This is a genomic window from Microbacterium sp. JB110, from assembly GCF_003335195.1.
In the GTDB taxonomy this organism is placed as follows: Bacteria; Actinomycetota; Actinomycetes; order Actinomycetales; family Microbacteriaceae; genus Microbacterium.
This window is the reverse complement of sequence record NZ_QPGM01000002.1, coordinates 40,514-65,025: the sequence shown is the minus strand read 5'-3', so window position 1 is coordinate 65,025 and position 24,512 is coordinate 40,514. Positions and strand designations below refer to the sequence as shown.

The window sequence follows — 24,512 nt, the reverse complement described above, 5'->3', positions numbered from 1 at the left end:
TACATGACCGATCCGCACGCTCTCCTCGCCCGGCCCGACGGCTCCCCCGTTCGCGTGCTCGTCGTCGACGACGAGCAGATGCTCACCGACCTGCTCTCCATGGCCCTGAAGATGGAGGGCTGGGAGGTACGCGCAGAGGCGAGCGGTTTCGACGCGCTGCGCGCTGCAAGCGAGTTCGCCCCTGACGCGATCGTGCTCGACATCATGATGCCCGATCTCGACGGCATGGCTGTGATGCAGAGACTGCGCCAGTCGGGCGACGACGTACCGATCCTGTTCCTCACTGCGAAGGACGCTGTCTCGGACCGCGTCGCCGGCCTCACCGCCGGCGGCGACGACTACGTCACCAAGCCGTTCAGCCTCGAAGAGGTCGTCGCCCGCCTGCGCGCCCTGATGCGCCGCACGGGCGTGCAGCCCGCAGAGGAGGACCCGGTGCTGCGTGTGGGCGACCTCAGCCTGAATGAGGACAGCCACGAGGTCGATCGCGACGGGCGCGAGATCGAACTGACGGCCACCGAGTTCGAACTTCTGCGCTTCCTGATGCGCAACCCGCGTCGCGTGTTGAGCAAGGCGCAGATTCTCGATCGGGTGTGGAACTACGACTTCGGCGGGCGCTCCAGCGTCGTCGAGCTCTACATCTCGTACCTGCGCAAGAAGGTCGACGCCGGCGGCGAGCCGCTGATCCACACCGTGCGCGGCGCCGGATACATGATCAAGGCACCCCAGAAGGAATCGTGAGCCAGACCCCGGCGACGGGTGCCCCACCGCCACGGCATCCGACGGACCAGACCCCGACCGGGTCGGTCGCACCGGGGCGACTCACCGGCAAGATGAGCATGCAGTCGCGGCTGATGGCGACGGTCTTCGCGATCGTCGCCGGCATCCTCCTGGTGGTCGCACTCGTGACGAGTGCCGTGCTGACCACCGTGCTCAACGAGAGCGTGGACGAGCGCCTCAAGAACACGGGCGAATCCCTCGGGCCGGAGTTCGGTCAGAACGCGGCCGCCGGCGACCCTGTCGGCCAGTTGCAGGACTCACGCGCCGCGCCGGGCACGATGCTGATCTTCGGGACGAGCCCCGGGGGCGCAACCGGTGCCTACTTCTCCGAAGACTTCTCGGCACAGTCGCTGTCAGCACAGCAGATATCCGAAGTGCTTGCGGTGATCACGGACGTCCGTCCGCACACAGTGAAGATCTCCGGCATCGGAAGCTTCAGAGTGCAGGCGCTGATCGACAGCTCCACGGGCAAAGTGCTCGGTGTGCTGGGGCTGGCGACAAGCAGCGAGAGCGAGACACTTGCCAGGATGCTGTGGGCGATCGGTCTGGTCACAGCGGGCGGTATGGTCGGCCTCGGGGTCGCGACCAGCGTGATCATCCGGAGAGGCCTGCGTCCGCTGCGTGACATCGCTGAGACCGCCACGCGCGTCTCACGCCAGCGTCTCGACCAGGGCGACGTGTCGATCGCCGAGCGCGTTCCGCACGACCAGGCTGACCCCGCAACCGAGGTCGGGCAGGTGGGCTCCTCGCTGAACACGTTGCTCGACCACGTTGAGAACTCCTTGTCTGCGAGGGAGCGCAATGAGGCGACCATGCGCCGCTTCGTCGCCGATGCCAGCCACGAACTGCGCACTCCGCTGTCGTCCATCCGCGGCTACTCCGAGTTGTCGCTGCGCGACCCCACCCTTTCTGACACCACGGAGCAGTCACTCGAGCGCATTCAGGCGCAGTCCCTGCGGATGACGGGCCTGGTGGAGGACCTGCTCCTGCTGGCGCGACTCGACGAGGGCCAGGAAGTGGTCATCGACGCGGTCGATCTCACCGAAGTCGCCGTACACGCGCTGGTCGACCAGCAGGTGGCTGCTCCGGATCATGCCTGGAGCGTGGAGGCCGATGAGGAGCCGCTCATCGTCGCGGGAGACGCCGCCAGGCTCAGCCAGGTGTTCGTGAACCTGCTCGCCAATGCGCGAACGCACACTCCTGCCGGCACGGAGGTGACGCTGCGCGTGCGCCGCGTCGGCGCGGGCAGCGCCACGCGCGCCGTGGTGCAGGTGCACGACGACGGACCGGGCATCGACGAGGCGCTGGAGGCGGAGATGTTCTCGCGATTCGCGCGCGGCGACGCATCCCGAGCACGCAGGACGGGCGGCACGGGCCTCGGCCTGGCGATCGCGAAGGCCATCGTCGAGGCGCACCACGGCACGATCAGCGTGCGCAGCTCACCGGGCGACACCACGTTCGAGGTGCGGCTGCCGGCGAAACCCCTGGATGCGACCGGCGCTCAATAACCGGCGAATGCGTCGGTCGTGACGGATCGCGCCCTCTGCAGCGTCGGGGAGAGCCCGGCGATCAGGCCGGGAGGGCCCGAGACGTAGGCGCGGCGCTCGTCCACACCGGGCACCGCATCCGCGAGCGCGGTTCCCGTGAGACGTTCGCTCTGCCACGTCCACTGTGCGGGCATCCGGCCGGGATGATCGGGGGTCACGATGTGCACGGGAACGCCGGCTCGCTCGAGCTCGTCTCGGTACGCCAGCTCATCCGCCGTGCGTGCGACGTACACGACCACGATGTCTCCCATCTCGCCCGCCATACGCCGATGGCGCAGCTGCGAGACGAACGGTGTGATGCCGATCCCGGCGGCAACCAGCAGCAGGGGCTGTTCTGCGTCGCGGGGCAGCACGAAGTCGCCCCACACGCCCGTGGCGCGGAGCTTGTGCCCCTGGACCGCCCTGGCGAGCGCCGCCTTGTACGTGGACGGCGGCGCGGTGCCGACTGCGCGATAGGCGACGCGCAGCTCCGGCAGGTCCTCTGGTGCGGAGACGATCGAGAACTCGCGCCTGGTGCCCCGCGCGTCCGCGCCGCGGTGCGGCACCTCGAGCTCGAGGTACTGGCCAGGCACGAACCGGATGTCGCCCGCCGCGGTGAGACTCAGCTCACGCACGGTGGGCGTCAGGTCTTTGGCGTCGGCGAGCGTCAGCCGCACGGCCGAACGCGCGGCGAAGCAGAACGCCACGATGTTGCCGATCAGCAGCGCACGCTCCTGCCCGAGGGTGATCGCACCGACGGACAGCGGCCATCCGGCCAGTGCTCCGACGATGCAGGCCACGACGTACTGCTGCCAGCGCCGCGGCGGCTGGGTCAGCGGCTCCGACAGCATGAACGCGCCGAGGAACAGGTACGGCGACTGCACGATGACGGCTGTGAGCAGGTCGTCCAGTGCCATCGATGCGCCGCTGGCGTTCAGCTGCACGATCGTGCGCACCACTGCGACGACGACCGCGACGAGGAAGAACAGCGCGACGACTCTGACGCGCTCGGTGCGCCACAGCACGACGACACCGGCGAGCAGCACTGGCACGAACATCACGGGCGAGCCCACCCACCAGGCCGAGCCTCCACCGATCCACGGTGCGAGCGCGACGAGCGTCGCGCCCGTGGCGCCGGCCGCCGCCGGGTTGAGAATGTGACGACCCCGCCAAGAGAGGAGGTGCTTCGATGCCACGGCGATCGCGGCCCCGACGGCCGCACCGACCAGCGCGGCGGCATCCGTGCCCGGTCGAAGCACGAACAGCAGGATCCCGGCGGTGATCAGCGTCGATTCTGCGCGCCACGCTGTTCCCCGCATGCGGTGCCCCAGCATGTCGACGCCGGAGCCGACGATGACGAGAACCGCTGCGGTGAGCGCGATGGATGCCGGAGTGGCAGCGAGCAGGTCGAACGCCGACGCGGCGAGGGCGACGGCCACGAGGGCTGCCAGCGACAGCAGAGTGAGTCGGTACATCGACGCCCTGCCGAGCAGGCGCATTGCCCGCAGGTACCAGGCTCTGGGTGATCCGGTCATCTGAACAGCTCCGCCTCGCCTTTCTCGATCCGCTCCCCCAACGACCATTCTGCTCTGCCGTCGGAGTGCATGCGCACCCAGTGCACACCGTGATCCTTGGCGAAGCGCGGGCCTCCGTCGAAGAACAGCGCCGTCGCCGCAGCGTCCGCGGTCATCGCGTCCATCGCGATCGCCCAGCTGGCGACGATCGTGCGCACCGGCACTCCTGTGCGGGCATCGATCACATGGTGCAGCCCGTCGCCCCACGCGCGCCGGTTCGACGACGACGCACACAGTGCCTCGTCGCGCACCGTGACGGCGCCGATCGCCCTGCGTGCGTCATACGGATGCTCGAGTGCGATGCGCTGAGGCTTCGAGCCGATCCGGATGTCGCCGCCCGCGTCGATCGCGACGGCGTCGGGGATGAGATCCGCGACCCGGTCGACGAGGCGCCCTTTGCCGAGCGCGCCGACGTCGACGACCGCTGTGCCCTCGATGCGGAGCGCGCCGTCGCGCCAGGTCATCCTGTCCCTCCATCTGGCGGGAGCCGCGAGTGTCTCCCCGGATGAGCGCAGCGAGTATGCCGCGTCGTACCCGAGCCGCTCCAGCGATTCCCCGGCCAGCGGGTTCACGGCACCATCCGTCGCCAGTGACAGCTCGGCGTACAGATCGAGCATGGCCAGGGCATCTGCGGGTGCGGGCGCCTGGCCCCCTCGCGCGCCGAGGCGGGAGACCAGCGAGTCGGCGCGGAAGCGCGACCATTCGGCGTCGAAGCGATCAATGGTCTCGGTGACCGCTCGGCGGCGTCCGTCGCCGAGCGGTGCAGGAGCGACGATCTCCCACGACGTGCCGATCGCGTCGAATCGCCACGCTGCGTCTGTCATGTCAGGCTGCGGCGTCCTGCTTGATCTGATCGATCGCCTGGTTGAAGCCACCACTCGTCAGCGACGAGCCGGCGACACGGCTGACGTCGAGATCGTCGATGTCCACGCCCACGACCTCATCGGCGATGCCGTCGATGAACTGACCCTGGTACTCCTCGGTCTCCGGCGCCTGCGGGTCGCCCGTCACCTCCACCTCGGCGACGACCTCGTCTTCCAGAGTGACCGTCACCGTGATCGTCTCAACGGTCTCCGGCGTCTGATAGGTGCCCTCAGCGGCGTACGTGCCGTCGGAGTATCCGCCCGACGACGTGTCGCCGTCCGTCGACGACTCCGCCTCTCCAGAACCGACGGTGACGGCTCCGCATCCGGCGAGGACGACGATTCCTGCGGCTCCTGCGATTGCGGATCCTGTGCGTGCGGTTCGGTTCATCGTGGGCCCCTTGTCGGCGTCGCGGTGAGTCGGTACCGCCAGACTAGAGCCGAATGCGAAGCAGCGGATCGGATCCGGATATGAATCCCCTGTGACGCTCAGGCGGCCCCGTCGAACATGCTCGTGACGGAGCCGTCGTCGAAGACCTCGCGGATCGCACGGGCGAGCAGCGGTGCGCTGGAGAGCACGGTGAGGTTCTCGAATCGGCGCTCCTCGGGGACAGGAACGGTGTCGGTGACGACGACGCGATCGATCGCCTCGTCGCCGAGCCGCTCGACAGCGGGGCCGCTGAGGATCGCGTGAGTCGCACCGACGATGACCTTCTCGGCGCCGTTGGCCTTCAGCGCCTGTGCCGCCTTGACGATGGTGCCTGCCGTGTCGATCATGTCGTCGACGAGGAGGCAGGTGCGGCCGGCGACCTGCCCGACGATCTCGTGCACCGTGATCTGATTGGCGACCTTCGGGTCGCGGCGCTTGTGGATGATCGCGAGCGGTGCGCCCAGCGATTCCGACCACTGGTCGGCCACGCGCACGCGCCCCATGTCGGGCGAGACGACCGTGAGGTTCTCGCGTTCTGCGTCGGTGAACGACTCCTTGAAGTGGTTCATCAGCACGGGCTTGGCGAACAGGTGATCGACGGGACCGTCGAAGAAGCCCTGGATCTGGGATGCGTGCAGGTCGACGCTCATGATGCGGTCCGCGCCGGCCTGCGCGATGAGATCGGTGATGAGTCGTGCCGAGATCGGCTCGCGGCCGCGACCCTTCTTGTCCTGGCGCGAGTACGGGTAGTACGGCGCCACGACGGTGACGCGCTTGGCTGAGGCGCGCTTGAGCGCGTCGAGCATGATGAGCAGCTCCATCAGCTCTTCGTTGACGTTCTGAGAGAACGACTGGATGAGGAAGACGTCAGAGCCGCGCATCGACACCTCGAAGCGCGTGTAGATCTCGCCGGAAGCGAAGGTGCGGTGCTCGGTCGGCGCCACCTCGATGCCGAGGTGCTCGGCCACGGATGTCGCCAGTTCGGGGTGCGAACGGCCGGCGACCACCACCAGGCGCTTCTTCGTCTTGGTCACGACACCGGGCGCTACGCCCTTGTCGCGGTCGAGCTCAACGTGCTTCTTCTTCTGACCCACCGGCTGCCTCTTCTGCTCGACGCGCCCGTGCGGCCACGTCGGCCGCCTCGGTACCTGCCCTGTTCTTCTCCACCCAGCCCTCGACATTGCGCTGCGGCGCAACGCTCAGGGCCAGGGCGCCGGGCTTGACGTCCTTGCGGATCACTGCCCCCGCCCCCGTCTTCGCGCCGTCTCCGATCCTAACGGGCGCCACGAAGTCGTTGTGCGTACCCGTGTGCACCTGATCGCCGATCTCGGTTCGGTGCTTGTTCACGTCGTCGTAGTTCGCCGTGATCGCCCCTCCCCCGATGTTCGCGCTGCGGCCGATCGTCGCATCTCCGATGTACGACAGGTGCGGAATCTTGCTGCCGTCGCCGATGGTGGAGTTCTTCACCTCGACGAACGTGCCGATCTTGCCGCCGTCTCCCAGCGTCGTCCCTGCTCGCACGTACGAGAACGGCCCGACGGTGCTCTCCGCGCCGAAGACCGCGAGCGTGGCGTCGGAGCGATGGATGCTCGCGCCCCGGCCGACCTCGCAGTCGACGAGCGATGTGTCCGGGCCGATCGTGGCGTCCTCATCGACGGTGGTCGCGCCCAGGATGTGCGTGTTCGGCAGGATCGTGACGTCGGGCGCCAGCGTCACGGTGTCGTCGATCCAGGTGGTCGCCGGGTCCTTGACGGTGACGCCATCGCGCTGCCAGCGGCGCACGATCCGATCGTTGAGGATCGCGCCGGCCTCCGCGAGCTGCACGCGATCGTTGACTCCGAGGGCGACCCGCGCATCCGGAGCCACGCTCGCGGCGACCGAGCGATGCGCGTCGCGGAGCATCCGGACGACCTCGGTCAGGTAGAGCTCGCCCTGCGCGTTATCGGACGAGAGGTTCGGCAGGTGCTCCCTGAGCGTGCTCGCGCGGAACACGTAGACGCCCGCGTTGATCTCGCGCACGGCCCGTTCGACGTCGCTGGCGTCGCGGTGCTCGACGATGCGGTTCACCGCGCCCGCTGTGTCGCGGATGATCCGGCCGTAGCCCGTTGCGTCCTCGAGCTCAGCCGAGAGGATCGTCGCCTCGGCCCGTGCGTCGCGGTGCTCCGTGATGAGCGCGGAGAGCTGCTCGGCCTCGAGCAGCGGCACGTCGCCGGAGAGCACGAGCACGTCACCGGAGAAATCCTGAGGCAGCGCGTCGACCGCGAGCTGCACGGCGCGCCCTGTGCCTGGCACGTCGTCCTGATCGACGACGACGAGACCGGGGTGATCGCCGATCACGTCGACGACGCGGTCACGTTCGTGCCGCACCACGACCTCGATCACGGCTGCGCCGAGCGCGTCCGCCGTGTGGAGCACATGTCCGACGAGGGGACGGCCGCCGATCGGATGGAGCACCTTCGGAAGCTTCGACTTCATCCGGGTGCCCTGACCCGCCGCCAGGACTACGATCGCAAGATTCTCGTGCATCACGCTCCGCCACCAGGACTCGAACCTAGACCTCACAGCTCCAAAGGCTGTTGTGCTGCCATTACACCATGGCGGACTGCGACCGAAAGGCCACTCCCTCCAGTCTGCCATGCGACATCCGCGAGGCTTCAACTGACGCCAGATGCTCCGAGATCGGCCTGCAACCAGCAGAAGGTGTCAGGTGAGCACGGCCGCGCGCGGCCCCCTGCGATACTGGAGGGATGGCAGAAGCGGATGAGGTCGACCGGATCGTCGGCGCATGGCGCGCCCAGCGCCCCGACCTCGACTTCTCGCCGATGGAGGTGCTCTCGCGCGTCGACAGGCTCTCACACCACCTCGAGCACGCCAGGCGCGCCGCCTTCGACCGCACGGACATCGAGCCGTGGGAGTGGGACGTCCTGTCGGCGCTGCGCCGCGCAGGAGAGCCCTACCAGCTCAGCCCGAAGACGCTCCTGCAGCAGACGCTCGTGTCATCCGGCACCATGACCAATCGGATCGACAAGCTCGTCGATCGAGGGCTGGTGCGCCGAGAGGCCGACCCGGATGATGGGCGCAGCGTGCTCGTCTTCCTGACCGAACCAGGCCTCATCCGCGTGGATGCGGCCATCACCCGACTCATCGATGCAGAGGCCGACTTGTTGCACTCCCTGTCCCCGACCGAACGCACGAGGCTCGCCGCCCTGCTGCGCCACCTCAGCATCGGCGTGGAGAACGCCTGATGGCGCATCTGCTCGGGGCCGAGAGCCTGCACCAGGAGTTCCCCGCGAAGGTCGTGCTCGACGACGTCACCGTCGGCATCTCCGAGGGCGACCGCGTCGGCATCGTCGGGCGCAACGGCGACGGCAAGTCGACGCTGATGAAGATCCTCACGGGCATGTCGGAGCCGGATGCGGGGCGCGTCACGCGCCGCAGGGGCCTGCGGGTGGGCATGCTCACCCAGACCGATGAGCTGACAGGGTCGGACAGCGTGCGACACGCGATCGTCGGAGATGTGCCGGATCACACGTGGCGAAGCGACGCGCGCATCCGGAGCATCGTACGGGGGCTCGCGGGCGACCTCGACCTGGAGGTCGCCGTCTCGACGCTCTCCGGCGGCCAGCGCCGCAGAGTCGCGCTGGCAGTGCTGCTCGTGGCCGAGTGGGACGTGATCGCGCTCGATGAGCCGACCAACCATCTCGATGTCGAGGGCATCACCTGGCTGGCTGAGCACCTGCGCACCCGCTGGGGCGCGAATCAGGGCGCTCTGCTGCTCGTGACGCACGACCGGTGGTTCCTCGACGCAGTGTGCACACGGATGTGGGAGGTGCACGACGGAATCGTCGACCCGTTCGAGGGCGGATACGCCGCGTACGTGCTGCAGCGGGTGGAGCGCCAGCGGCAGCGGGAGGTCGTCGAGGAGAAGCGGCAGAACCTGATGCGCAAGGAGCTGGCCTGGCTCAGGCGGGGTGCCCCGGCGCGCACGTCGAAGCCGAAGTTCCGGATCGACGCGGCGAATGCGCTGATCGCCGACGAGCCGCCCGTGCGCGACTCCGTGCAGCTGTCGCAGCTGGCGACCGCCAGGCTCGGCAAAGACGTCGTCGACCTGCTCGACGCGGGCGTCGCCTACGACGGGCGCACCGTGCTGCACGACGTCGAATGGCGCATCGCGCCGGGTGAGCGCACCGGCATCCTCGGCCAGAACGGCGTTGGCAAGTCGACGCTGCTGGGACTGATCTCCGGCGATGTGACGCCCACGAGCGGGCGAGTGAAGCGCGGCAAGACGGTCCGCGTGGCCTACCTCGACCAGCGGCTGGCCGAACTCGACGCCGTGCAGCACATGCGGGTGCGCGAGGTGCTGGCAGAGCAGAGGACGAGTTACGTCTCCGGCGGCAAGGAGATGACGCCCGCGCAGCTTCTGGAACGGCTGGGCTTCCGCTCCAGCGAGCTGTCGACGCCGGTGCGCGATCTCTCCGGCGGCCAGCAGCGTCGGCTTCAGCTGCTGCTGGTGCTGCTCGACGAGCCGAACGTGCTGATCCTCGACGAGCCGTCGAACGACCTCGACACCGACATGCTCGCCGCGATGGAGGATCTGCTCGACTCGTGGCCGGGCACGCTGCTGGTCGTCTCGCACGACCGGTACCTGCTCGAGCGCGTCACCGACCAGCAGTACGCGATTCTGGACGGCTCGCTGCGGCACCTGCCAGGCGGCATCGACGAGTACCTCAAGCTGCGAGCCGCACAGGACGCTGCGGGTGCCGCTTCTCCCCCGGCCGGAGGTGCGCAGCAGAAGCGGTCTCCGGAGCTGTCAGGCGCCGAGCTGCGCACGTTGGAGAAGGAGCTCTCCTCCGTGGAGCGACGCGCCGAGAAGCTGCGCAGCCAGGCAGACAAGAAGCGGGCGGGCCTGGCCGACCTCGACCAGGCGGACTTCGAGCTGCTCGGCTCCGAGATGGCGAAGATCGCCGAGCTGGAGGACGAGGCCGCGGCCCTCGAGGAGAAGTGGCTGGAGCTGTCGACCCGGCTGGAGTGATCGGTACGCTGCTCTCCGAGATGAATCGGACGGCCTCCACGCGCCGCAGTCGTCGGTTGCCGGTGCCGTTCAGGAGTACGCAGCAGGAATCGCGGGGGCGCAGGTCGTCGCGACGCACCGCGGCGCAAGCGGCGAGACGGTTCTCACGGAACTCGATGCGGCAGGAGTCGATCCGCTTCAGCTTGAAGCAGCGGATCTTAGTCCCGAGGATTTGCCGGACGTCGACATCGACATCAGCGACGGGAGCCATCGACATCCGATGCAGAGAACGAGACTGCCGAAGCCTCACCATCCCGAGCGCCCGTTCTGGTTCAACACGGTCAGTGTGGCAACGCTGCCGTCAGTTCGTGTCGTTGTCCTCGTTGTATGCGTCGAGCACGTCATCGATCGGCGCATCCATCACGAGACGATGATCGCGGATGTACAGCCCGCGTGTGCAGAACCGGCGCAGGTCCTTCTCGCTGTGGCTCACGAAGAACAGTGTGCGCTCCTCGGAGAGCAGCTCGTCGATGCGCGCGTAGCACTTCTCCCGGAAGGCCTTGTCGCCCACGGCCAGCACTTCGTCGACCAGGAGGATGGGTTCGTCGAGCCGAGACACGACGGCGAACGCGAGACGCACCTTCATCCCGCTCGACAGATGGCGGAACGGCGTGTTCTGGAAGTCGCGCAGCTCCGCGAAGTCGATGATCTCGTCGTACCTGGCCGCGACTTCGGCGCGTTTCATGCCGTGCAGCCCGGCCGCAAGGCGGACGTTCTCGCGCACCGTGAGGTCGTTCGCGAAGCCGCCCGTCAGCTCGATCAGCGGGGCGACGCCGGCGCTCACGCGCACGTTGCCCTCGTCGGGGAGCAACACTCTGGCGACGAGCTTGAGCAGCGTCGACTTCCCTTGCCCGTTCCTGCCGACGACGCCGATCGCCTCCCCCCGTCTGACGGAGAAGGACACATCGCGAAGGGCCCAGAACTCGTCCTTCGGCGTGCGCCGATTCGCGCTGGCGAACATCGACAGGATGCCGCTGCGCCCGCGGCGGTTGCGCCGGAATCGCACGCCGAGCCCGGTGACATCGATCGCGTTTCCTGTGTCGTGGGCCATCACAGTTCCTTCAGCACGGGGCGCTCGAGCGCGCGCATCACGAGGTACCCGATCAGGAGCACCAGGGCGCTGGCACCCACGGTCGACAGCACCGGCCCGGTCCGCCATTCCTCGGGGAAGAAGCCCGCGCGGTACAGCACGAACAGCCCCGCGAGGGGATTCGCGTATTCAAGCCATGCGAAGCCATCAGGCAGGTCGCGGATGCCGTAGATGATCGGCGTCGCGTAGAACAGCGCACGCAGGATCAGCTTGGTCGTGCGCTCGAGATCGCGGAACAGCACGCACAGCGGCGCGATGATGAGGCCGAGCCCCGTGAGAAGCACGACCTGCAGCACCACGGCGACCGGCAGCCACAACACACCCCACCCCACAGCGACGTCTGCCCATCCGCCCTCGCCGGTGAGTCCTGCGACAACGGCGAAGATCACGAGCACGGGCAGCGAGAACAGGAACTCGACGCCCTTCGACACCACGGTGCGCGCTACCCAGATCGACCGGGGAATCGCGGTTGATCGCACGAGCTTCGCATCGATCTTGAACGCTCTCGTGAAGTCGGAGATCGAGGTGTTGAACCACATCCACGGAAGCAGTGCCGAGATGAGGAAGAGGATGTACGGAGTGGCCCCCACCGTGCGGTGGAACACCTGTGTGAACACGAACCAGTAGATCGCACTCATCACGAGCGGATCCAAAACGCTCCAGATGTAGCCGAGCCAACTCGTCGAATAGCGGACCTTGAGGTCGCGTGCAGAGAGCAGCCACAACGAGTGGGTGTATCCGCGCACGCCCGAGGTGGCTCTGACCTTCACCCTCTGATCCTACGGTCGGGCGAGGCGGGCTCGACCGCCGATCACGCGCGTGTTGTCATCCGAGGTCGCCGCACTGGTCGATGCGGTACAGGGACGATTCATCATCGGTGGCGACCTCGGTGAAGAGACCGGCGTCGACCGCCGCATGCACGCCGAGGTACAGGTCGCTGTCAGGGTCGCCACCGCCGAACGATCCCGGCGTGTACAGCACGTGCCGCACGCGGAGCTCATCGAGAGCCGCGCACACCTCTGACGACTCGTCGATCGAAGGAAGCGAATAGGCGAGCGTCAGGCGTGCGTCGTCCCAGCGCCCACGGAGGTGGGGGAAGACGGGCTCCCGCCCCGCGAAGACTCCGGTCAGCGCCGCCCCGTCCCAGGGGTCGCCGAGCACACGTTGGTTCTCGGGCACGACAGCACTCACCTGATGACGCATGAAAGTCATCTGCGCAGACGAGACGATGGCCCGGTCACTCGCCTGCACGGGCTGGCGGAACACCGCCCCTGCCGCCTCGCTCACTCCTGTGGCAGCGAGCGTGCCGGTCGATGTGACACCGACGATGACCGCCGTGACGATGGCCGCCCCTGCTCCGAACGCACGCCGCGCCGGCACGATCAGGCGACCGAGCGCGACGATTCCGATCGTGGCGAGCGGAACCCCCACGATCGCGAGGGCCGCGGCCAATCGATACGGGTCACCGAGCCAGAGCGCGGCGATCATGCTCGAGACCGGGCCGACATCACCGGCAGCGAGCACGTACAGCAGCGCAAGCACCAGGTAGGAGATCACCACCCAGCGGGTCGCAGCACGACGCAGCGCCATGAAGACTCCGCCGATGACCGCAAGGGCGAGCGGGGGCGCGACGATCGTGACCACCCCGTTCACCCCCGTCTGCGACTGCGCCATCACCACCTGCGTCAGGCTCTGCCACGGGGACTGTGCGACGAGGTCCGTCGTGTCCCCCGGGCGCCCCGTCAACGGCATCGCCGCGTTTCCGAAGATCAGGCCTGCGGCGATCACGACTGCGGCCGCGCTCACGCTCCCCCACAGCGTGTATCTGGCCCGTCGCAGTTCGCCCGGCGCGGCCTCGTGCGCCTGACGGAGAACGATGATGAGTCGCCAGAAGACGAACGGTGCGACGATCACGAACAGGGTCGCGATCGCACGGGGGTCCGCCGCGGCGAGCGCACCGCCGGCCAGAGCGACGCCGACGACCGCCGCCGTCCATCTCCTGGCGCGCGACACACGCCCGCGATCGCCGAGCACGGCCCGCGCTGCGACGAGGACGATGCCGACGGCTGCGGGCAGAAGGGCGTGGGCGAGCGCAGACGGGTACAGCGCGCCTCCCGTCAACAACCCGTAGGGATACCAGCCGAACGATGCACCGAGCGGAAGGGCGATCGTCGCCGCGGCCCATGTGGGCACGACGGTGCGTGCGAGCCACGCGATGCCTGGCAGCCATACGACGGCGATCGTCGCAAGGAACAGCACGTTGAAGGCGACGGCGACTGGCACACCGGTCGTCTGCGCGACGAGGGCGGCGAACGAATGCCAGCCGGACGGAGAGTAGGTGAACGCCCCCGTCGTGTCGATCAGACCACCGATTGCGAATGGGGAGGCGGAGTGCCCGCTCAGAATCGCGCCGGTTGCGGAGAGATGGAAGACGTTGTCCTGCGTCTGCGCGATGCGGTCGGGAATCGGCACCCGCCAGAACATCACGATGGCGATCGCGAGCGCGGACAGCAACCACATTCCGAGCAGCAGGAGCACACGGCGATCGGCTCGCGGCTCCAGCCGCGGCACCGCCGGGCGCACGGCCAGCGCGAGCGCGAGGCCGACGGCCGTGACGATGAGCACCTGCCACCACGCGAAGGCGAGACCGAACGCCCCGAAGATCGTCGCGGCACTCGCAACGACGCACATCCCGACCAGGCCGGAGACGGCGGTGCGAGCCAGCGTGCCGAAGCGGAACGGCGCAGTGACGATCAGCCCTGGGCCGAGCAGGCACACGACCGCGACGAGGAGTGCAGGGAAGGAGTCGCCCCAGGTCATCCCTTCTCACTCCCCGTCTGCGAACACTCGTCGCTCCCCTACGCCAGCTGGTTGTTCCACATCGACAGCGCGGAACCGATCGCCATATGCATGTCGAGGTACTGGTATGTGCCGAGGCGACCGCCGAAGTAGACGTCCTGTTCGCCCTTGGCCAGTTCGCGATAGGCGAGCAGACCCGCGCGGTCGTCCTCGGTGTTCACCGGGTAGTACGGCTCGTCTGTCTTCTCCGCGAAGCGCGAGAACTCGCGCATGATGACCGTCTTGTCGGTCGGGTACACGTCAGTCCGCTCCGGGTGGAAGTGCTTGAACTCGTGGATGCGCGTGTAGGGGAAGTCCGCATCGGGGTAGTTCATCACCGGCGTGCCCTGGAAGTCCCCTACGTTCAGCACTTCCCGTTCGAAGTCGAGCGTGCGCCAGCTGAGCGCACCCTCAGCGAAGTCGAAGTAGCGGTCGACCGGACCGGTGTACACGACTGGGATCTGGCCGACGGTTGATTTCTTGTTGAATGGCTGCGATGCGTCGAAAAAGTCCGTGTCCAGACGCACCTCGATGTTCGGGTGGTCGGCCATCCGCTCCAGCCACGCGGTGTAGCCGTCCGTCGGCAGACCCTCGTACGTGTCGTTGAAGTAGCGGTTGTCGTAGTTGTAGCGCACAGGCAGTCGGCTGACGATGTCACCCGAGAGCTTCTTCGGGTCGGTCTGCCACTGCTTGGCGGTGTAGTCGCGGAAGAACGCTTCGAACAGCGGGCGTCCGATGAGCGCGATGCCCTTCTCCTCGAAGTTCTGCGCCGTCTTGACATCGAACTCGCCAGCCTGCTCCTTGACCAGCGCACGCGCTTCGTCCGGACTGTAGGCGGCCTGGAAGAACTGGTTGATCGTGCCGAGGTTCACTGGCAGGGGGTATACGACGCCCTTGTGGTGCGAGTAGACCTTGTGCACGTAGTTCGTGAATGTGGTGAACCGGTTCACGTACTCCCACACCGTCTCGTTCGACGTGTGGAACAGATGCGCGCCGTAGCGGTGCACCTCGATGCCGGTCTCGGCGTCTGCCTCGCTGTAGGCGTTGCCGCCGATGTGGTCGCGGCGGTCGATGACGGTGACCCTGCGGCCGGCGTTCGCGGCCCGTTCCGCGATCGTCAGACCGAAGAATCCAGAACCAACAACAAGAAGATCGGTGTCCATGGCCAACATTCTTACATCCGGATCTGGTCCGGCCACTCAGGTTCCACGGCACCCACAATCCCATCGGTACTGCTCTAAGCCTCGGGAATCACACACGCCCAGATGTGCGCCGCAGAAGTCTCCTGGGGCTGTGCGCCATAGAAACTTCCTAAAACGCAGAGCGCTCGCGCCGCCTGGTCGCCACGCGCTCTCATGGCGGAGCACCGCGCGCGGCAACGAGCGGTCGCTGCACGCGCCGACGGCGTGGCGGTCATCCAGTTTCGAGTCGATGCTGTGGTCTAGAATCACGATGCGCCTCCACCACCGCGTGTACTCTCTGCGACATTGGCGCGGGCCGCCATTCTCGACCCGCCTCGGACCCCAAACCTCAAGGATCATCACGGAATGACTGCACACTCGAACGAGCACTACGACGTCGCGATCGTCGGCGTCGGTATCGGAGCCAACTACGGTTCGGTGCTGACCTACTACAGTCTGTACAAGACTGTCGAGAGCCTCGGCAACAAGGTCCTGATGGTCTCAAAGATCGGTGCTAGCGCGAGCGACCCCGAGGTGCAGGACACCCACTCGATGCGTTTCGCACGGGAACACTACAACCTGAGCAAGCTGTACAGCCAACAGACCGTCGGAGAACTGAACCAGATCGCAGACAACTTTGTGATCGGCTCCGATCAGGTGTGGAACTTCGGCATAGCTCAGAACTTTGGCAAGGCGTTTTATCTCGACTTCGCAGACGACGACAAGCGAAAGGTCTCCTACGCCGCTTCTTTTGGGCACGCGAAGGATTTTTCTCCTGAAGAAGAGATTCCGGGCATCTCCCGCCTCATGAAGCGATTCAACGCTATCTCCGTGCGGGAAGACTCGGGAGTTCGAATTGCGCGGGACGTGTACGATGTCCCCGCCACACAAGTCGCAGAGCCCATCTTCCTCACCGATGTGACCGAGTACCGTCGACTGGCGGAGCGGTCCGACCGCGATGTCTCGGGGCCGTATCTCCTCGCGTACATTCTTGACCCGACGCCGGAGAAGAAGGCCGCGATCGAGCACATCGCCGCCCAGAAAGGCCTCAAGATCCGGATCATTCTTGATGCCTGGTCGCACCTGGTCGAGGAGAACAAGGAGAAAATGAACATCCCCGACGCAGTCGAGGATGATATCGACACCTACGACTTCTTGAAGCTGTACGACAACAGCTCCTACGTCGTGACTGACTCTTTCCATGGAACCGCGTTCTCTCTAAAGTTCGAAAAGCCCTTCGCTTCGATTGGGAACCGTAGACGCGGCGTTGCACGCTTCGATTCCCTGTTCCGCCTGATCGGTCACCGAGACCGATTCACACTTCAGGCCGAGGACGTCGTATCGGACGACGCGCGATTCCTCGCACCGCTCGACTACTCGGCCATTCGCGCAACGCTGGATAAGCACGTGCACGATTCGAAGGCGTGGCTTAAGGCGTCGCTCGAGATGCCGGTCCGGCGCACTGTGGGTGCGGCACGAACCAAGCAACCAGCTACTGGGCGATCCGTGCGCTCCGCCCTGCGTGGAGGCGCCCGGGTCGCGAGGAAGGCTATCCGCCGGGTTGTCCGCCGCCGCGCTCCGCGGCCGATACGGATGAACGCGCCGACATTCGTCGCGAACAACGAAGCGTGGCAGATCGAAAGTCGCCCGGGAGAAACCCGACTGCGCGTCGCGGGGCCCACATACGCGACTCAGCGCGGCCATTACGTTTGGACCACGATCCCGACCACGCTGCGGGAGGGCCTCGCGTACGAGCTGGAGCTCGACTGGGCGCCCCGGAGCTCCTCGCAGACGGTCAGCGTCCACCTGCGCAACCCGAACACCCGCAAGTTCAAGGTTGTGGGTGGTATCGACATCGACACTCAGGCCGGCGAGCAGCGCACTGATCGAGTGGTGTTCTTGGCCGACGATCCGGCGTTCTCGCAGATCATGTTCGGAGCACTTCACTTCGGTGGGAAAGATGGTGGTGCGGACATCACATCAATCGCTCTTCGCACGATCTCACCCTCGGCCGTGACCCGACAGGGCCCCGCGGGAGTGCGGGGCAACGATCCCGTTCGTGCTGTCAGGGCACTCGGCCAAATCGACGATAATCGCTTCATAGCGTCGTACGCCCAGCACCGAGTTTCCCGCACCGTCGAGAACGCCCGTTCGCTCCTGATGTACCACGCGCACGGCTTCGAGAAGGGGCTCAGTCGCACAACGAACTTCCGGCCAGGTTTCGGAAAAGCCGTAATGCCGCTGCTTTCCAAGGAGATGAACAAGTGGATCGCGGAGGGGCGCGACCCTGAGGATTCGTTCTTCCAGATCGCGGCTGCCGTCATGCATAACTATTTCGAGCGCCACCGAGAACTCGACGCAGATGTGTCACATTTCTGGAAGTTGTTCGATGCTCCGGTTCAGGAGCACATCACTCGTGCAGTGTCGGGTCTTGGTGGCGCCATGCCTGCGGACGTCGAGCGCGACTTGGAAGCGTGGAATCGCTCGGATCGCGAATTCGAAGATGTCGTCTTCTCTCGCCGCAGCGTACGTGAGTTCACCGCAGATCCTGTCGCCAACGAAGACATCGAACGCGCCGTGCAGATCGCTTTGCAAGCGCCGTCCGTATGCAACCGCCAGCCGGCGCGCGTGCACCAGTTCGAGGACTCGACGAAACTCAAGTCGGTGTTGGAACTCCAGGGTGGCTACCGAGGCTACGAACTTCCACCGAAGTTGCTACTCGTAACGAGCGACCACGCCGCGTTCGTCGCCGCGGTCGAACGCAACCAGGCCTACATCGATGGCGGACTGTTCATGATGCTCCTTCTGCTCGGGCTCGAGCACACAGGTCTGGGCGCGGTCAGCCTCAACACGGCGATGGGTCAGGAACGCGAAGCCGCCATTCGTGAAATCCTTGGGATCCCCGATTCCGAAGTGTTCATCTCCTTTATCGCTGTCGGCCACTTCGACCGGTCGGTTCACGTTCCGCGCTCCAAGCGCATCGGGCCCGGCTACGTCCTCAAGCGTCACGCCGACGACTGAGATCGTACGTGGCGACGACAGCAACAAGCACGATTGGGCCGTCTGTCAACGGCAGGAAGGCATCCGCCATGGGGCTGGGGAAACTCTCGGATCGCACTGGGTACCCACTGCAGGCCGCAATCTGGCCACAAGCCGGTATCTCGACTGAGACCGAGGCACACTTCGCTCTGAAAGGGTCCGTCGGGATCTCCCTCTCGGAGGGCGGCGCAGACTTCGCACAAGGCGGACGGCTCGCGACGGGCACCTACTACAACCTGTTCAACCTCGGCAAGTGGCGCAGGAACTCCGGCGATCTGCCGCTGGAGCTGCAGCTGACGGGCCAGGGGCGGTTCCTGCTGTCCATCCATCTCGCCTGCCGGAACCGCTCAACGCAGCAGCTCTTCAGCGAGATCGTCACGCTGGACGGGTTGCACCGCCAGCCGTTCGAGCCCTACCACGATGCCTCGTCAGACGCCATCGTCTTCTTCAAGCTCACAGCGCTCGAGGACGGTCGGTTGGAGGACTTCGCCTGGGCGACCACGGAAAAGCCCCGCAGCACGCCGGAACTGCTGCTCTCGGTCACGACGTTCCGACGTGAAGCGGAGGTCGCTTCGACCGCCGAGCGCTTCCGTCGATTCCGCGCGGGCTCAGAACTCAGCGAGCACATCCGCATGGTGATCGTCGACAACGGCCAGTCCGCGACGATCGAGAACGGCGAAGGCGTCACCGTCATTCCCAATGAGAACCTCGGCGGATCGGGCGGCTTCACCCGCGGTCTGCTCGCGGCCAGGGAGACGAACGCCAGTCACGTTCTCTTCATGGACGACGACGCGTCCATCCAGATGGAGGCCGTCAGCCGCACCTGGTGGTTCCTCGCCTATGCTCAGGATCCGCGCACGGCCGTCGCCGGCGCCATGCTCCATGACGCGAAGCGGTGGGAGATCGGAGAGAACGGAGCGCACTTCGATCTCGGTTGCAAAGCGCACTACGCAGGCCTCGACCTACGACGGCGCAAGAAGGTCTTCGAGATGGAGTACGAGACCACGGCGCCAGCCCGAGGAGATTTCTACGCCGGTTGGTGGTTCTTCGCCTTCCCCGTCGCTCAAGTCGAGCACCTGCCGTTCCCGTTCTTCGTCCGCGGAGACGACGTCAGCTTCTCGCTCGTGAACGACTTCACCACCTTCACGCTGCCCGGCGTCGCTTCCGTGCAGGAGAGCTTCGTCGACAAGGCCTCACCGCAGACCTGGTACCTCGATTTCCGCAGCCATCTCATCCATCACCTGAGCCTGCCGGAGAAGAAGCGCAGCTGGGCGGAGCTGCAGCGGATGGTGCTCAACTTCTACCTGCGCACCGTTCTTCGCTTCCACTACGACACGCTGTCGGCGGTCAATCTGGCGTTCGAGGACGTCATGCGCGGGCCGGATTTCTTCGATGAGAACGCCGACATGGCTCAGCGCCGTGCAGACATCAAGGCCATGACGACGACGGAGACCTGGCACCCGATCAGCTCGGCACCGAAGCCCCGACGCACGTTCCTCCCGCGGCCGGTGCGCGCACTGCTGTTGCTGACCCTGAACGGTCATCTGCTACCGCTCGGCATGGCGAAGGTGGTCCTTCCTGCGGAGTCACGCGAGGACTTCCGCCTGATCTACGGCGCGAAGGAGATCACTCACCTGAACGTCGATCAGACGCAGGCCTACACCGTGCGTCGCGATCCGCGTCGTTTCCGGCAGGAGACGATCCGCCTGCTGAAGAACACCCTACGGCTGCGGCGCATCTACCCGAAGATGCTGCGCGAGTGGAGCCGCGGCTACGACGGGCTGACATCGAACGCTTATTGGAACGACAAGCTCCGGCTAGAGCAGCAAGGCGACTGAATCGCTCCAACACCAGAGGCGGTCGGGCCGGTCCCGGAGAAACCCGATCCGACCGCCTCACACGCGTCCGAATATGCAGCGCACGCGGCCACCGTGCCGGCGAGTCGCTCCGCTATTTGGTCGCGATGGTCATTCCCATCTCGGAACTGATCGTCACAGCACCGACCCAGACCGCGTACCTGAAGCACTTGCTCGTCGAATAGCGCGTGGCGGGGCAAGTCCCGGAATTACCGCCTCCGTAGATCGTGCCCATCGCTCGGAGTTGACCCCCAAGGCTAGCCTGCGGATAGACGACCGGACCGCCGCTGTCGCCGCCTACGACCACCACACCGCCCGAAGTCGCCTCACCACGGACCAGGCCGTGCAGGTTGCGCCCGAGATCGGACGAGTACTGAGTGTAATTCGCACGGTCGATAGTGAGGCAGTGTAGCCCCGAGTTCGCGCCATTGGTGCATGCCCTCGCGCCAACGACATTCCCACCGACGGCGCCGATGCTGTGATAACTCGATGTGTTGTATGAGCCATAGTAGATGCGCGGCAGAATTGACTGAGGGTTGACTTTGATCAACGCCGCATCGATGTCGGGATGCCGGTACCCGGACCCAGTGTATGCCGTGCCGAATGTTCCAGCGTCATTCGACACCGAGACGCTGCTGTAATCGTCAACACAGTGATAGGCGGTCAACAGGTGCTTGGCACCCGTGGCGTTGCTCGTCACAGGAAAGCTCGTCGAGCAGAACCCACCATTGGGCAGGTAGTACCCGCCCCCGCCCTCGTACGGTGCGTCGCCGTTCCATCGCGCCGCGGGAGTGAGTTCCTCACCGACGTCAACCGAAGTGATATCGACGTCGATCTCTCGACCCGCTGCTGCGGAGACAACCATTCGGTCCTCCGACTGGGCCGAGAGTTTCTGCGCCCCATCGCCCGAGTATTCGACCCAGACCCCACTGCCATCAGCCTCGGGACCAGATGCAACGATCGTGAGATCGCCCGAGGTATCGTCCACGGTCATCCCTGGCAGACGGTCCACCGCATCCTGCATCTCAAACACTGTGTACTTCGCGTCGCGCACGTTCAACGTCACTTCGGAAGGCGCGCGGTCCAAGATACGTTGCGCCTTGGCCTCCACCGAGCCGACCCAGTACACGTCGACCTCTCGTGCGACGGGATCGACGATGACTCCCGCATAACCATACTCAGCGCCGTCGGCGGTGACGCGCTCCCCACCTTCTGTCGGGTTGACGAGCGCGAGAAGCGGGTCGACAACCTCCATTACCAGGTCCTGTCCGACCATCACGTCGCCGGTCGGCTCTCCGTTCGCATCGACTCCGTCGACCTCAGCGCCCATTGCCGCACTGCCGCCGAGCCCCGCTCCGAACGTGACAGCGACAATCGCTGTCACGCCGATCGGAATCGATCTCCACCATCGCTTCGAACTCATATGCCCTCCTCGTAGACCTCCCCCGCGACTGAGCGTAGAGGCGATCAGCAGAGCCAACCAGCGCACGGGAACCCTGGCATATGGGGCTGTCTCATGAAATCTTCCACCGTGCCGGATTGCGCAGAGCAAGTCGGCGACCGCCGCCCATTGCGCGAAGGCGGAGAAGTCCGCTGGGCGCCGTCAGCGGCGCCGTCGTCGGATCTGACGCCACACACACAGGAGGATGGGTACGTCAGGTCGGCACTACTTCTGGTGCACGTCGGAGACGTCAGCCCTGCGATGCCCGACCGAGGTATCGATCTGGAACCATGAACGGGCATCTGCTGCCGTTCTGTGGCGCGTGCTGGCGTTCTGACTCACGCCGCGCGTACGGCACGGCTGCATTGCAGACAACTCACTCGTAGTCGACATCGGCGCGCTTGACCCAGCGTTCACCGGCTTCCGTCGCGACTTTGAGCCAGGTTCGAGACCCGGAAATCGCTACGGCCTTCACCACCGTTCCAGCCGACAGCGCGATACCCGCACCACAATCATCACGAGGGCCGAGCAGGGCGGTCGTGTCCGTCAGCACCCGGTAGGTCAGCCGCGCTGACGAGACGCCTCCATTGGGCGCGACACACAAGCTCTCCGGCGCAGTGGCGTAGCGCACGTCTGCGCGAGCGATCCAACGCTCGCCTGCGCCCGTGCGCACCCGCAACCAGTTCCCTGAACCGGACACCTCGACCGCTTGGAGCACGGTACCTGAGACGAGAGCAGTGCTGTCGTCCGAGCAGTCGCTGCGCGGCGCGATCCGCCCAATTGTGTTCGATTCGCGCACAGCGTAGACCTTCGATGCCGCTTCGACGCCGCCTCTCGGCTCAAGGCAACGTGCCTCCGAGGTCGTTGCGACATCGATATCCGATGTGGGAATCCAACGTCTACCCGTACCCGTATCCACCCACATCCAGTCCCCTGACCCGGATACACCGTGCGCGCGCACGGCAACTCCTTGAGCAAGCTTTGCCACGCCTACGTCACACGTGCTCCGTGGTCCGACAACTCCCACAGTGTCGTTGTCAACGACATACACCGCAGAGCGCGTCTTCACACCGCCGTTTGGCCCCACGCACTGTTGCTCCGGCGCAGTCGCATACCTGACGTCGGACCGTGCCACCCAGCGAATCCCCTCGCCTGTCCGGACCTGCAACCACTGTCGGTCTGCGGTCACGTTGATAGCCTGAGCTACTGAACCCTCTGGCAGGACTGTTCGGTCAATGGCGCATTCCGTGCGCGGGGCGCCCCGGCCCACCGCACTCGATACTTCCACGGCATAGACCTTGACCGCGGTTGTCGACCCGGGAACGATAGTACATGCCGCTTCGCCTGCCGTCGCGTACTTGACGTACTCGCGAGATACCCAGCGTTTACCGACATTCGTCTGAACCTGCAACCATTTTCCAGACTCAGTCACGCGTACGGCCTGCACGATATCGCCCTTCGAAAGTGAGGTTATCCCCTTCGAACAGTCCGTGCTCGGTGCGGTGCGTGCATTCAGACTCGATGCGGTCACTACGTACGCTTTCGAAGCCGTCCGGGTGCCCGACGGCACAGTGCACGCGTCGGCGTGCGTCGAACCGAACCAGTCGGTGAAGTAGTTGTAGAAGTTGCGGTTGCCGTACGCGGAGCACGAGTCGCCCGTGCCGTAGCCGGCCTTCAGCGCCGCTTGGTTGGGCTGGTAGGGCGTGTAGTAGTACAGCGCCGCCGTCGCCTTGTTCTCGATGTAGACCGGCGCCGAGCCGCACGACGCGTTCGGGTGCCAGCGCACGTTGGACGTCGCTCCGACGGGGTACCAGCTGAAGTAGCTGCTCTTCGAGTACACCTGGTACTGGCGAGCGGCGCTGTACACCTGGTTCTGGAAGCCGTAGTAGCGCGTGTCGCATGCGGAGGTGTCGGGGCAGGCCATGCCCATGGCGATCGTGTAGCGCCAGTCGCTCGGCCAGGTGTGCGTGACCAGGCCCTGCTCCTTCTGCAGGATCACGATCAGTGCCTTCGGGTTGATGTCGCACGACTTCGCCACGCGGTAGATGATCGCCGCCGCGCTCTCACCCGAGCGGCCCGTGTAGCCGTCGCAGTATTGATCGGCCGACCGGCTCTTGGTGTTCTGGGTGTAGTCCGGGAGGCAGGTGTAGCCGCTGCGGCAGCTCGAGACCTTGCTGTTCAGGAACGACTTGATCTGCGACAGCGACATCGACGATCCATCGTAGAAGACGTGATCGCTGATGATGTTGCCCGGATTGAAGCCGCTCAGCGACGCCTGCATTTCGAAGTCGCCCGGATTGGCGAGATCCTCGCCGGTCGACATCGCCATGCGATCCATCTCGGCTTCGGTCAAGTCGCCGCGCTTCATCGCACCGGCGTTGGCTTTCGAGGCGAAGCGCGGGTCGTCGGTTCCCGCCGGGTCGACCGTGCTCCCCTGCGGCAGCTCGACCTTCTCGAGCTGGTTCGCCTCATCGGCTGCGTCGTCGTCCGCGTCGGAGTCCTGCGACTCGCTCGGCTCCGGAGTCGGCTCTGTCAGGTCCGATGGCTCAGGCGTGGGCTCCGTCTGCCCCGACTCGTCGGACTCATCGACGGCGTCGTCCGGCGCATCGGTCTGATCTTCAGGGCTCACGACCGCCGAATCCGTGCCGTCTTCCTCGCTGTCGGCGCCAAAGGCTGATGTAGGGACCAGTGCCGCAGCGAGGGTTGCGGCAACCCCGAGAACCAGGGCGTGTCGCAATCGGGTGGAGATACGCATGTGGTAATTGTGACAGAAGTGTGCTCTCGAGGCGAGTGTGCCCACTGTTACCTGTGTCGCGATGGGCACCG

Annotated in this window: 17 protein-coding genes and 1 tRNA gene; 6 read left to right on the top strand and 12 right to left on the bottom strand. The window is 65.9% G+C overall.

The window, feature by feature from the left end:
* Positions 1–3: 3 nt before the first annotated feature.
* The gene (locus CIK77_RS03725) at positions 4–738 is read left to right on the top strand and encodes a response regulator transcription factor (RefSeq protein WP_087056125.1); all 735 of its coding nucleotides are present in this window, start codon (positions 4–6) and stop codon (positions 736–738) included.
* Positions 735–2,285, top strand: a complete 1,551-nt coding sequence (locus CIK77_RS03720) for a sensor histidine kinase (protein ID WP_249268696.1) — start codon at positions 735–737, stop codon at positions 2,283–2,285. The genes CIK77_RS03725 and CIK77_RS03720 overlap by 4 nt, the downstream gene beginning before the upstream one ends.
* On the opposite strand, the gene CIK77_RS03715 is transcribed toward CIK77_RS03720, so the two are convergent.
* The 6 genes from CIK77_RS03715 to CIK77_RS03690 all read right to left on the bottom strand — a co-directional run bounded on the left by CIK77_RS03715 (position 2,279) and on the right by CIK77_RS03690 (position 7,772).
* On the bottom strand, positions 2,279–3,838 hold the full coding sequence (locus CIK77_RS03715) for an FAD-dependent oxidoreductase (RefSeq protein WP_087056124.1): 1,560 nt from the start codon (positions 3,836–3,838) through the stop codon (positions 2,279–2,281). The two genes, CIK77_RS03720 and CIK77_RS03715, sit on opposite strands and share 7 nt — an antisense overlap.
* Positions 3,835–4,701, bottom strand: a complete 867-nt coding sequence (locus CIK77_RS03710) for an FAD:protein FMN transferase (protein WP_087056123.1) — start codon at positions 4,699–4,701, stop codon at positions 3,835–3,837. Before CIK77_RS03710 ends, CIK77_RS03715 begins: the two co-directional genes overlap by 4 nt.
* A 1-nt stretch (position 4,702) precedes the next feature.
* Positions 4,703–5,131, bottom strand: a complete 429-nt coding sequence (locus CIK77_RS03705) for an FMN-binding protein (protein WP_087056122.1) — start codon at positions 5,129–5,131, stop codon at positions 4,703–4,705.
* 98 nt (positions 5,132–5,229) lie between these two features.
* A complete protein-coding gene (locus tag CIK77_RS03700; protein WP_087056121.1) occupies positions 5,230–6,264 on the bottom strand; it encodes a ribose-phosphate diphosphokinase in 1,035 nt (344 codons plus the stop codon).
* A complete protein-coding gene (gene glmU / locus CIK77_RS03695; RefSeq protein ID WP_087056120.1) occupies positions 6,239–7,696 on the bottom strand; it encodes a bifunctional UDP-N-acetylglucosamine diphosphorylase/glucosamine-1-phosphate N-acetyltransferase GlmU in 1,458 nt (485 codons plus the stop codon). The genes CIK77_RS03700 and glmU overlap by 26 nt, the downstream gene beginning before the upstream one ends.
* A gap of 4 nt (positions 7,697–7,700) precedes the next feature.
* Positions 7,701–7,772, bottom strand: a tRNA-Gln gene (locus CIK77_RS03690).
* Between the two features lie 145 nt (positions 7,773–7,917).
* Between CIK77_RS03690 and CIK77_RS03685 the strand changes: the two genes are divergently transcribed.
* Both CIK77_RS03685 and CIK77_RS03680 read left to right on the top strand, forming a co-directional pair.
* Positions 7,918–8,415, top strand: a complete 498-nt coding sequence (locus tag CIK77_RS03685; protein WP_087056119.1) for a MarR family winged helix-turn-helix transcriptional regulator — start codon at positions 7,918–7,920, stop codon at positions 8,413–8,415.
* Positions 8,415–10,202, top strand: coding sequence for an ABC-F family ATP-binding cassette domain-containing protein (locus CIK77_RS03680; RefSeq protein WP_087056118.1), 1,788 nt, complete (start codon positions 8,415–8,417; stop codon positions 10,200–10,202). Before CIK77_RS03685 ends, CIK77_RS03680 begins: the two co-directional genes overlap by 1 nt.
* Positions 10,203–10,542: 340 nt before the next feature.
* Here CIK77_RS03680 and CIK77_RS03675 read toward each other — a convergent pair whose 3' ends face one another.
* From CIK77_RS03675 to glf, 4 genes are read right to left on the bottom strand one after another with little or no spacing between them, the layout of a single operon-like run.
* Positions 10,543–11,292, bottom strand: coding sequence for an ABC transporter ATP-binding protein (locus tag CIK77_RS03675; protein WP_087056117.1), 750 nt, complete (start codon positions 11,290–11,292; stop codon positions 10,543–10,545).
* On the bottom strand, positions 11,292–12,101 hold the full coding sequence (locus CIK77_RS03670) for an ABC transporter permease (RefSeq protein ID WP_087056116.1): 810 nt from the start codon (positions 12,099–12,101) through the stop codon (positions 11,292–11,294). The genes CIK77_RS03675 and CIK77_RS03670 overlap by 1 nt, the downstream gene beginning before the upstream one ends.
* Before the next feature lie 55 nt (positions 12,102–12,156).
* Entirely contained in the window at positions 12,157–14,151 is a 1,995-nt protein-coding gene (locus tag CIK77_RS03665) for a DUF6541 family protein (RefSeq protein WP_087056115.1), read from the bottom strand.
* A gap of 38 nt (positions 14,152–14,189) precedes the next feature.
* On the bottom strand, positions 14,190–15,332 hold the full coding sequence (gene glf / locus CIK77_RS03660) for a UDP-galactopyranose mutase (RefSeq protein ID WP_087056114.1): 1,143 nt from the start codon (positions 15,330–15,332) through the stop codon (positions 14,190–14,192).
* A gap of 384 nt (positions 15,333–15,716) precedes the next feature.
* Between glf and CIK77_RS03655 the strand changes: the two genes are divergently transcribed.
* Together CIK77_RS03655 and CIK77_RS03650 are read left to right on the top strand one after the other, a co-directional pair.
* Complete coding sequence (locus CIK77_RS03655) at positions 15,717–18,371, top strand: polysaccharide pyruvyl transferase family protein (protein WP_087056113.1); 2,655 nt, start codon at positions 15,717–15,719, stop codon at positions 18,369–18,371.
* A gap of 68 nt (positions 18,372–18,439) precedes the next feature.
* Positions 18,440–20,227, top strand: coding sequence for a glycosyltransferase (locus tag CIK77_RS03650; RefSeq protein WP_087056112.1), 1,788 nt, complete (start codon positions 18,440–18,442; stop codon positions 20,225–20,227).
* 112 nt (positions 20,228–20,339) lie between these two features.
* Here the strand turns inward: CIK77_RS03650 and CIK77_RS03645 are convergent, their stop codons facing one another.
* On the bottom strand, positions 20,340–21,668 hold the full coding sequence (locus tag CIK77_RS03645) for a trypsin-like serine protease (protein WP_087056111.1): 1,329 nt from the start codon (positions 21,666–21,668) through the stop codon (positions 20,340–20,342).
* Between the two features lie 394 nt (positions 21,669–22,062).
* Positions 22,063–24,441 carry an SH3 domain-containing protein gene (locus CIK77_RS03640; RefSeq protein WP_140403566.1) on the bottom strand — a complete coding sequence of 793 codons (2,379 nt, stop codon included), beginning with the start codon at positions 24,439–24,441 and terminating at the stop codon, positions 22,063–22,065.
* Positions 24,442–24,512: the final 71 nt, after the last annotated feature.

Bases quoted from the DNA above. Each gene is read 5' to 3' on its own strand.
- CIK77_RS03725 (WP_087056125.1), top strand. From the start codon at position 4: ATGACCGATCCGCACGCTCTCCTCGCCCGGCCCGACGGCTCCCCCGTT.
- CIK77_RS03715 (WP_087056124.1), bottom strand. From the start codon at position 3,838: ATGACCGGATCACCCAGAGCCTGGTACCTGCGGGCAATGCGCCTGCTC.
- CIK77_RS03710 (WP_087056123.1), bottom strand. From the start codon at position 4,701: ATGACAGACGCAGCGTGGCGATTCGACGCGATCGGCACGTCGTGGGAG.
- CIK77_RS03705 (WP_087056122.1), bottom strand. From the start codon at position 5,131: ATGAACCGAACCGCACGCACAGGATCCGCAATCGCAGGAGCCGCAGGA.
- glmU (WP_087056120.1), bottom strand. From the start codon at position 7,696: ATGCACGAGAATCTTGCGATCGTAGTCCTGGCGGCGGGTCAGGGCACC.
- CIK77_RS03685 (WP_087056119.1), top strand. From the start codon at position 7,918: ATGGCAGAAGCGGATGAGGTCGACCGGATCGTCGGCGCATGGCGCGCC.
- CIK77_RS03680 (WP_087056118.1), top strand. From the start codon at position 8,415: ATGGCGCATCTGCTCGGGGCCGAGAGCCTGCACCAGGAGTTCCCCGCG.
- CIK77_RS03675 (WP_087056117.1), bottom strand. From the start codon at position 11,292: ATGGCCCACGACACAGGAAACGCGATCGATGTCACCGGGCTCGGCGTG.
- CIK77_RS03665 (WP_087056115.1), bottom strand. From the start codon at position 14,151: ATGACCTGGGGCGACTCCTTCCCTGCACTCCTCGTCGCGGTCGTGTGC.
- glf (WP_087056114.1), bottom strand. From the start codon at position 15,332: ATGGACACCGATCTTCTTGTTGTTGGTTCTGGATTCTTCGGTCTGACG.
- CIK77_RS03655 (WP_087056113.1), top strand. From the start codon at position 15,717: ATGACTGCACACTCGAACGAGCACTACGACGTCGCGATCGTCGGCGTC.
- CIK77_RS03650 (WP_087056112.1), top strand. From the start codon at position 18,440: ATGGGGCTGGGGAAACTCTCGGATCGCACTGGGTACCCACTGCAGGCC.
- CIK77_RS03645 (WP_087056111.1), bottom strand. From the start codon at position 21,668: ATGAGTTCGAAGCGATGGTGGAGATCGATTCCGATCGGCGTGACAGCG.
- CIK77_RS03640 (WP_140403566.1), bottom strand. From the start codon at position 24,441: ATGCGTATCTCCACCCGATTGCGACACGCCCTGGTTCTCGGGGTTGCC.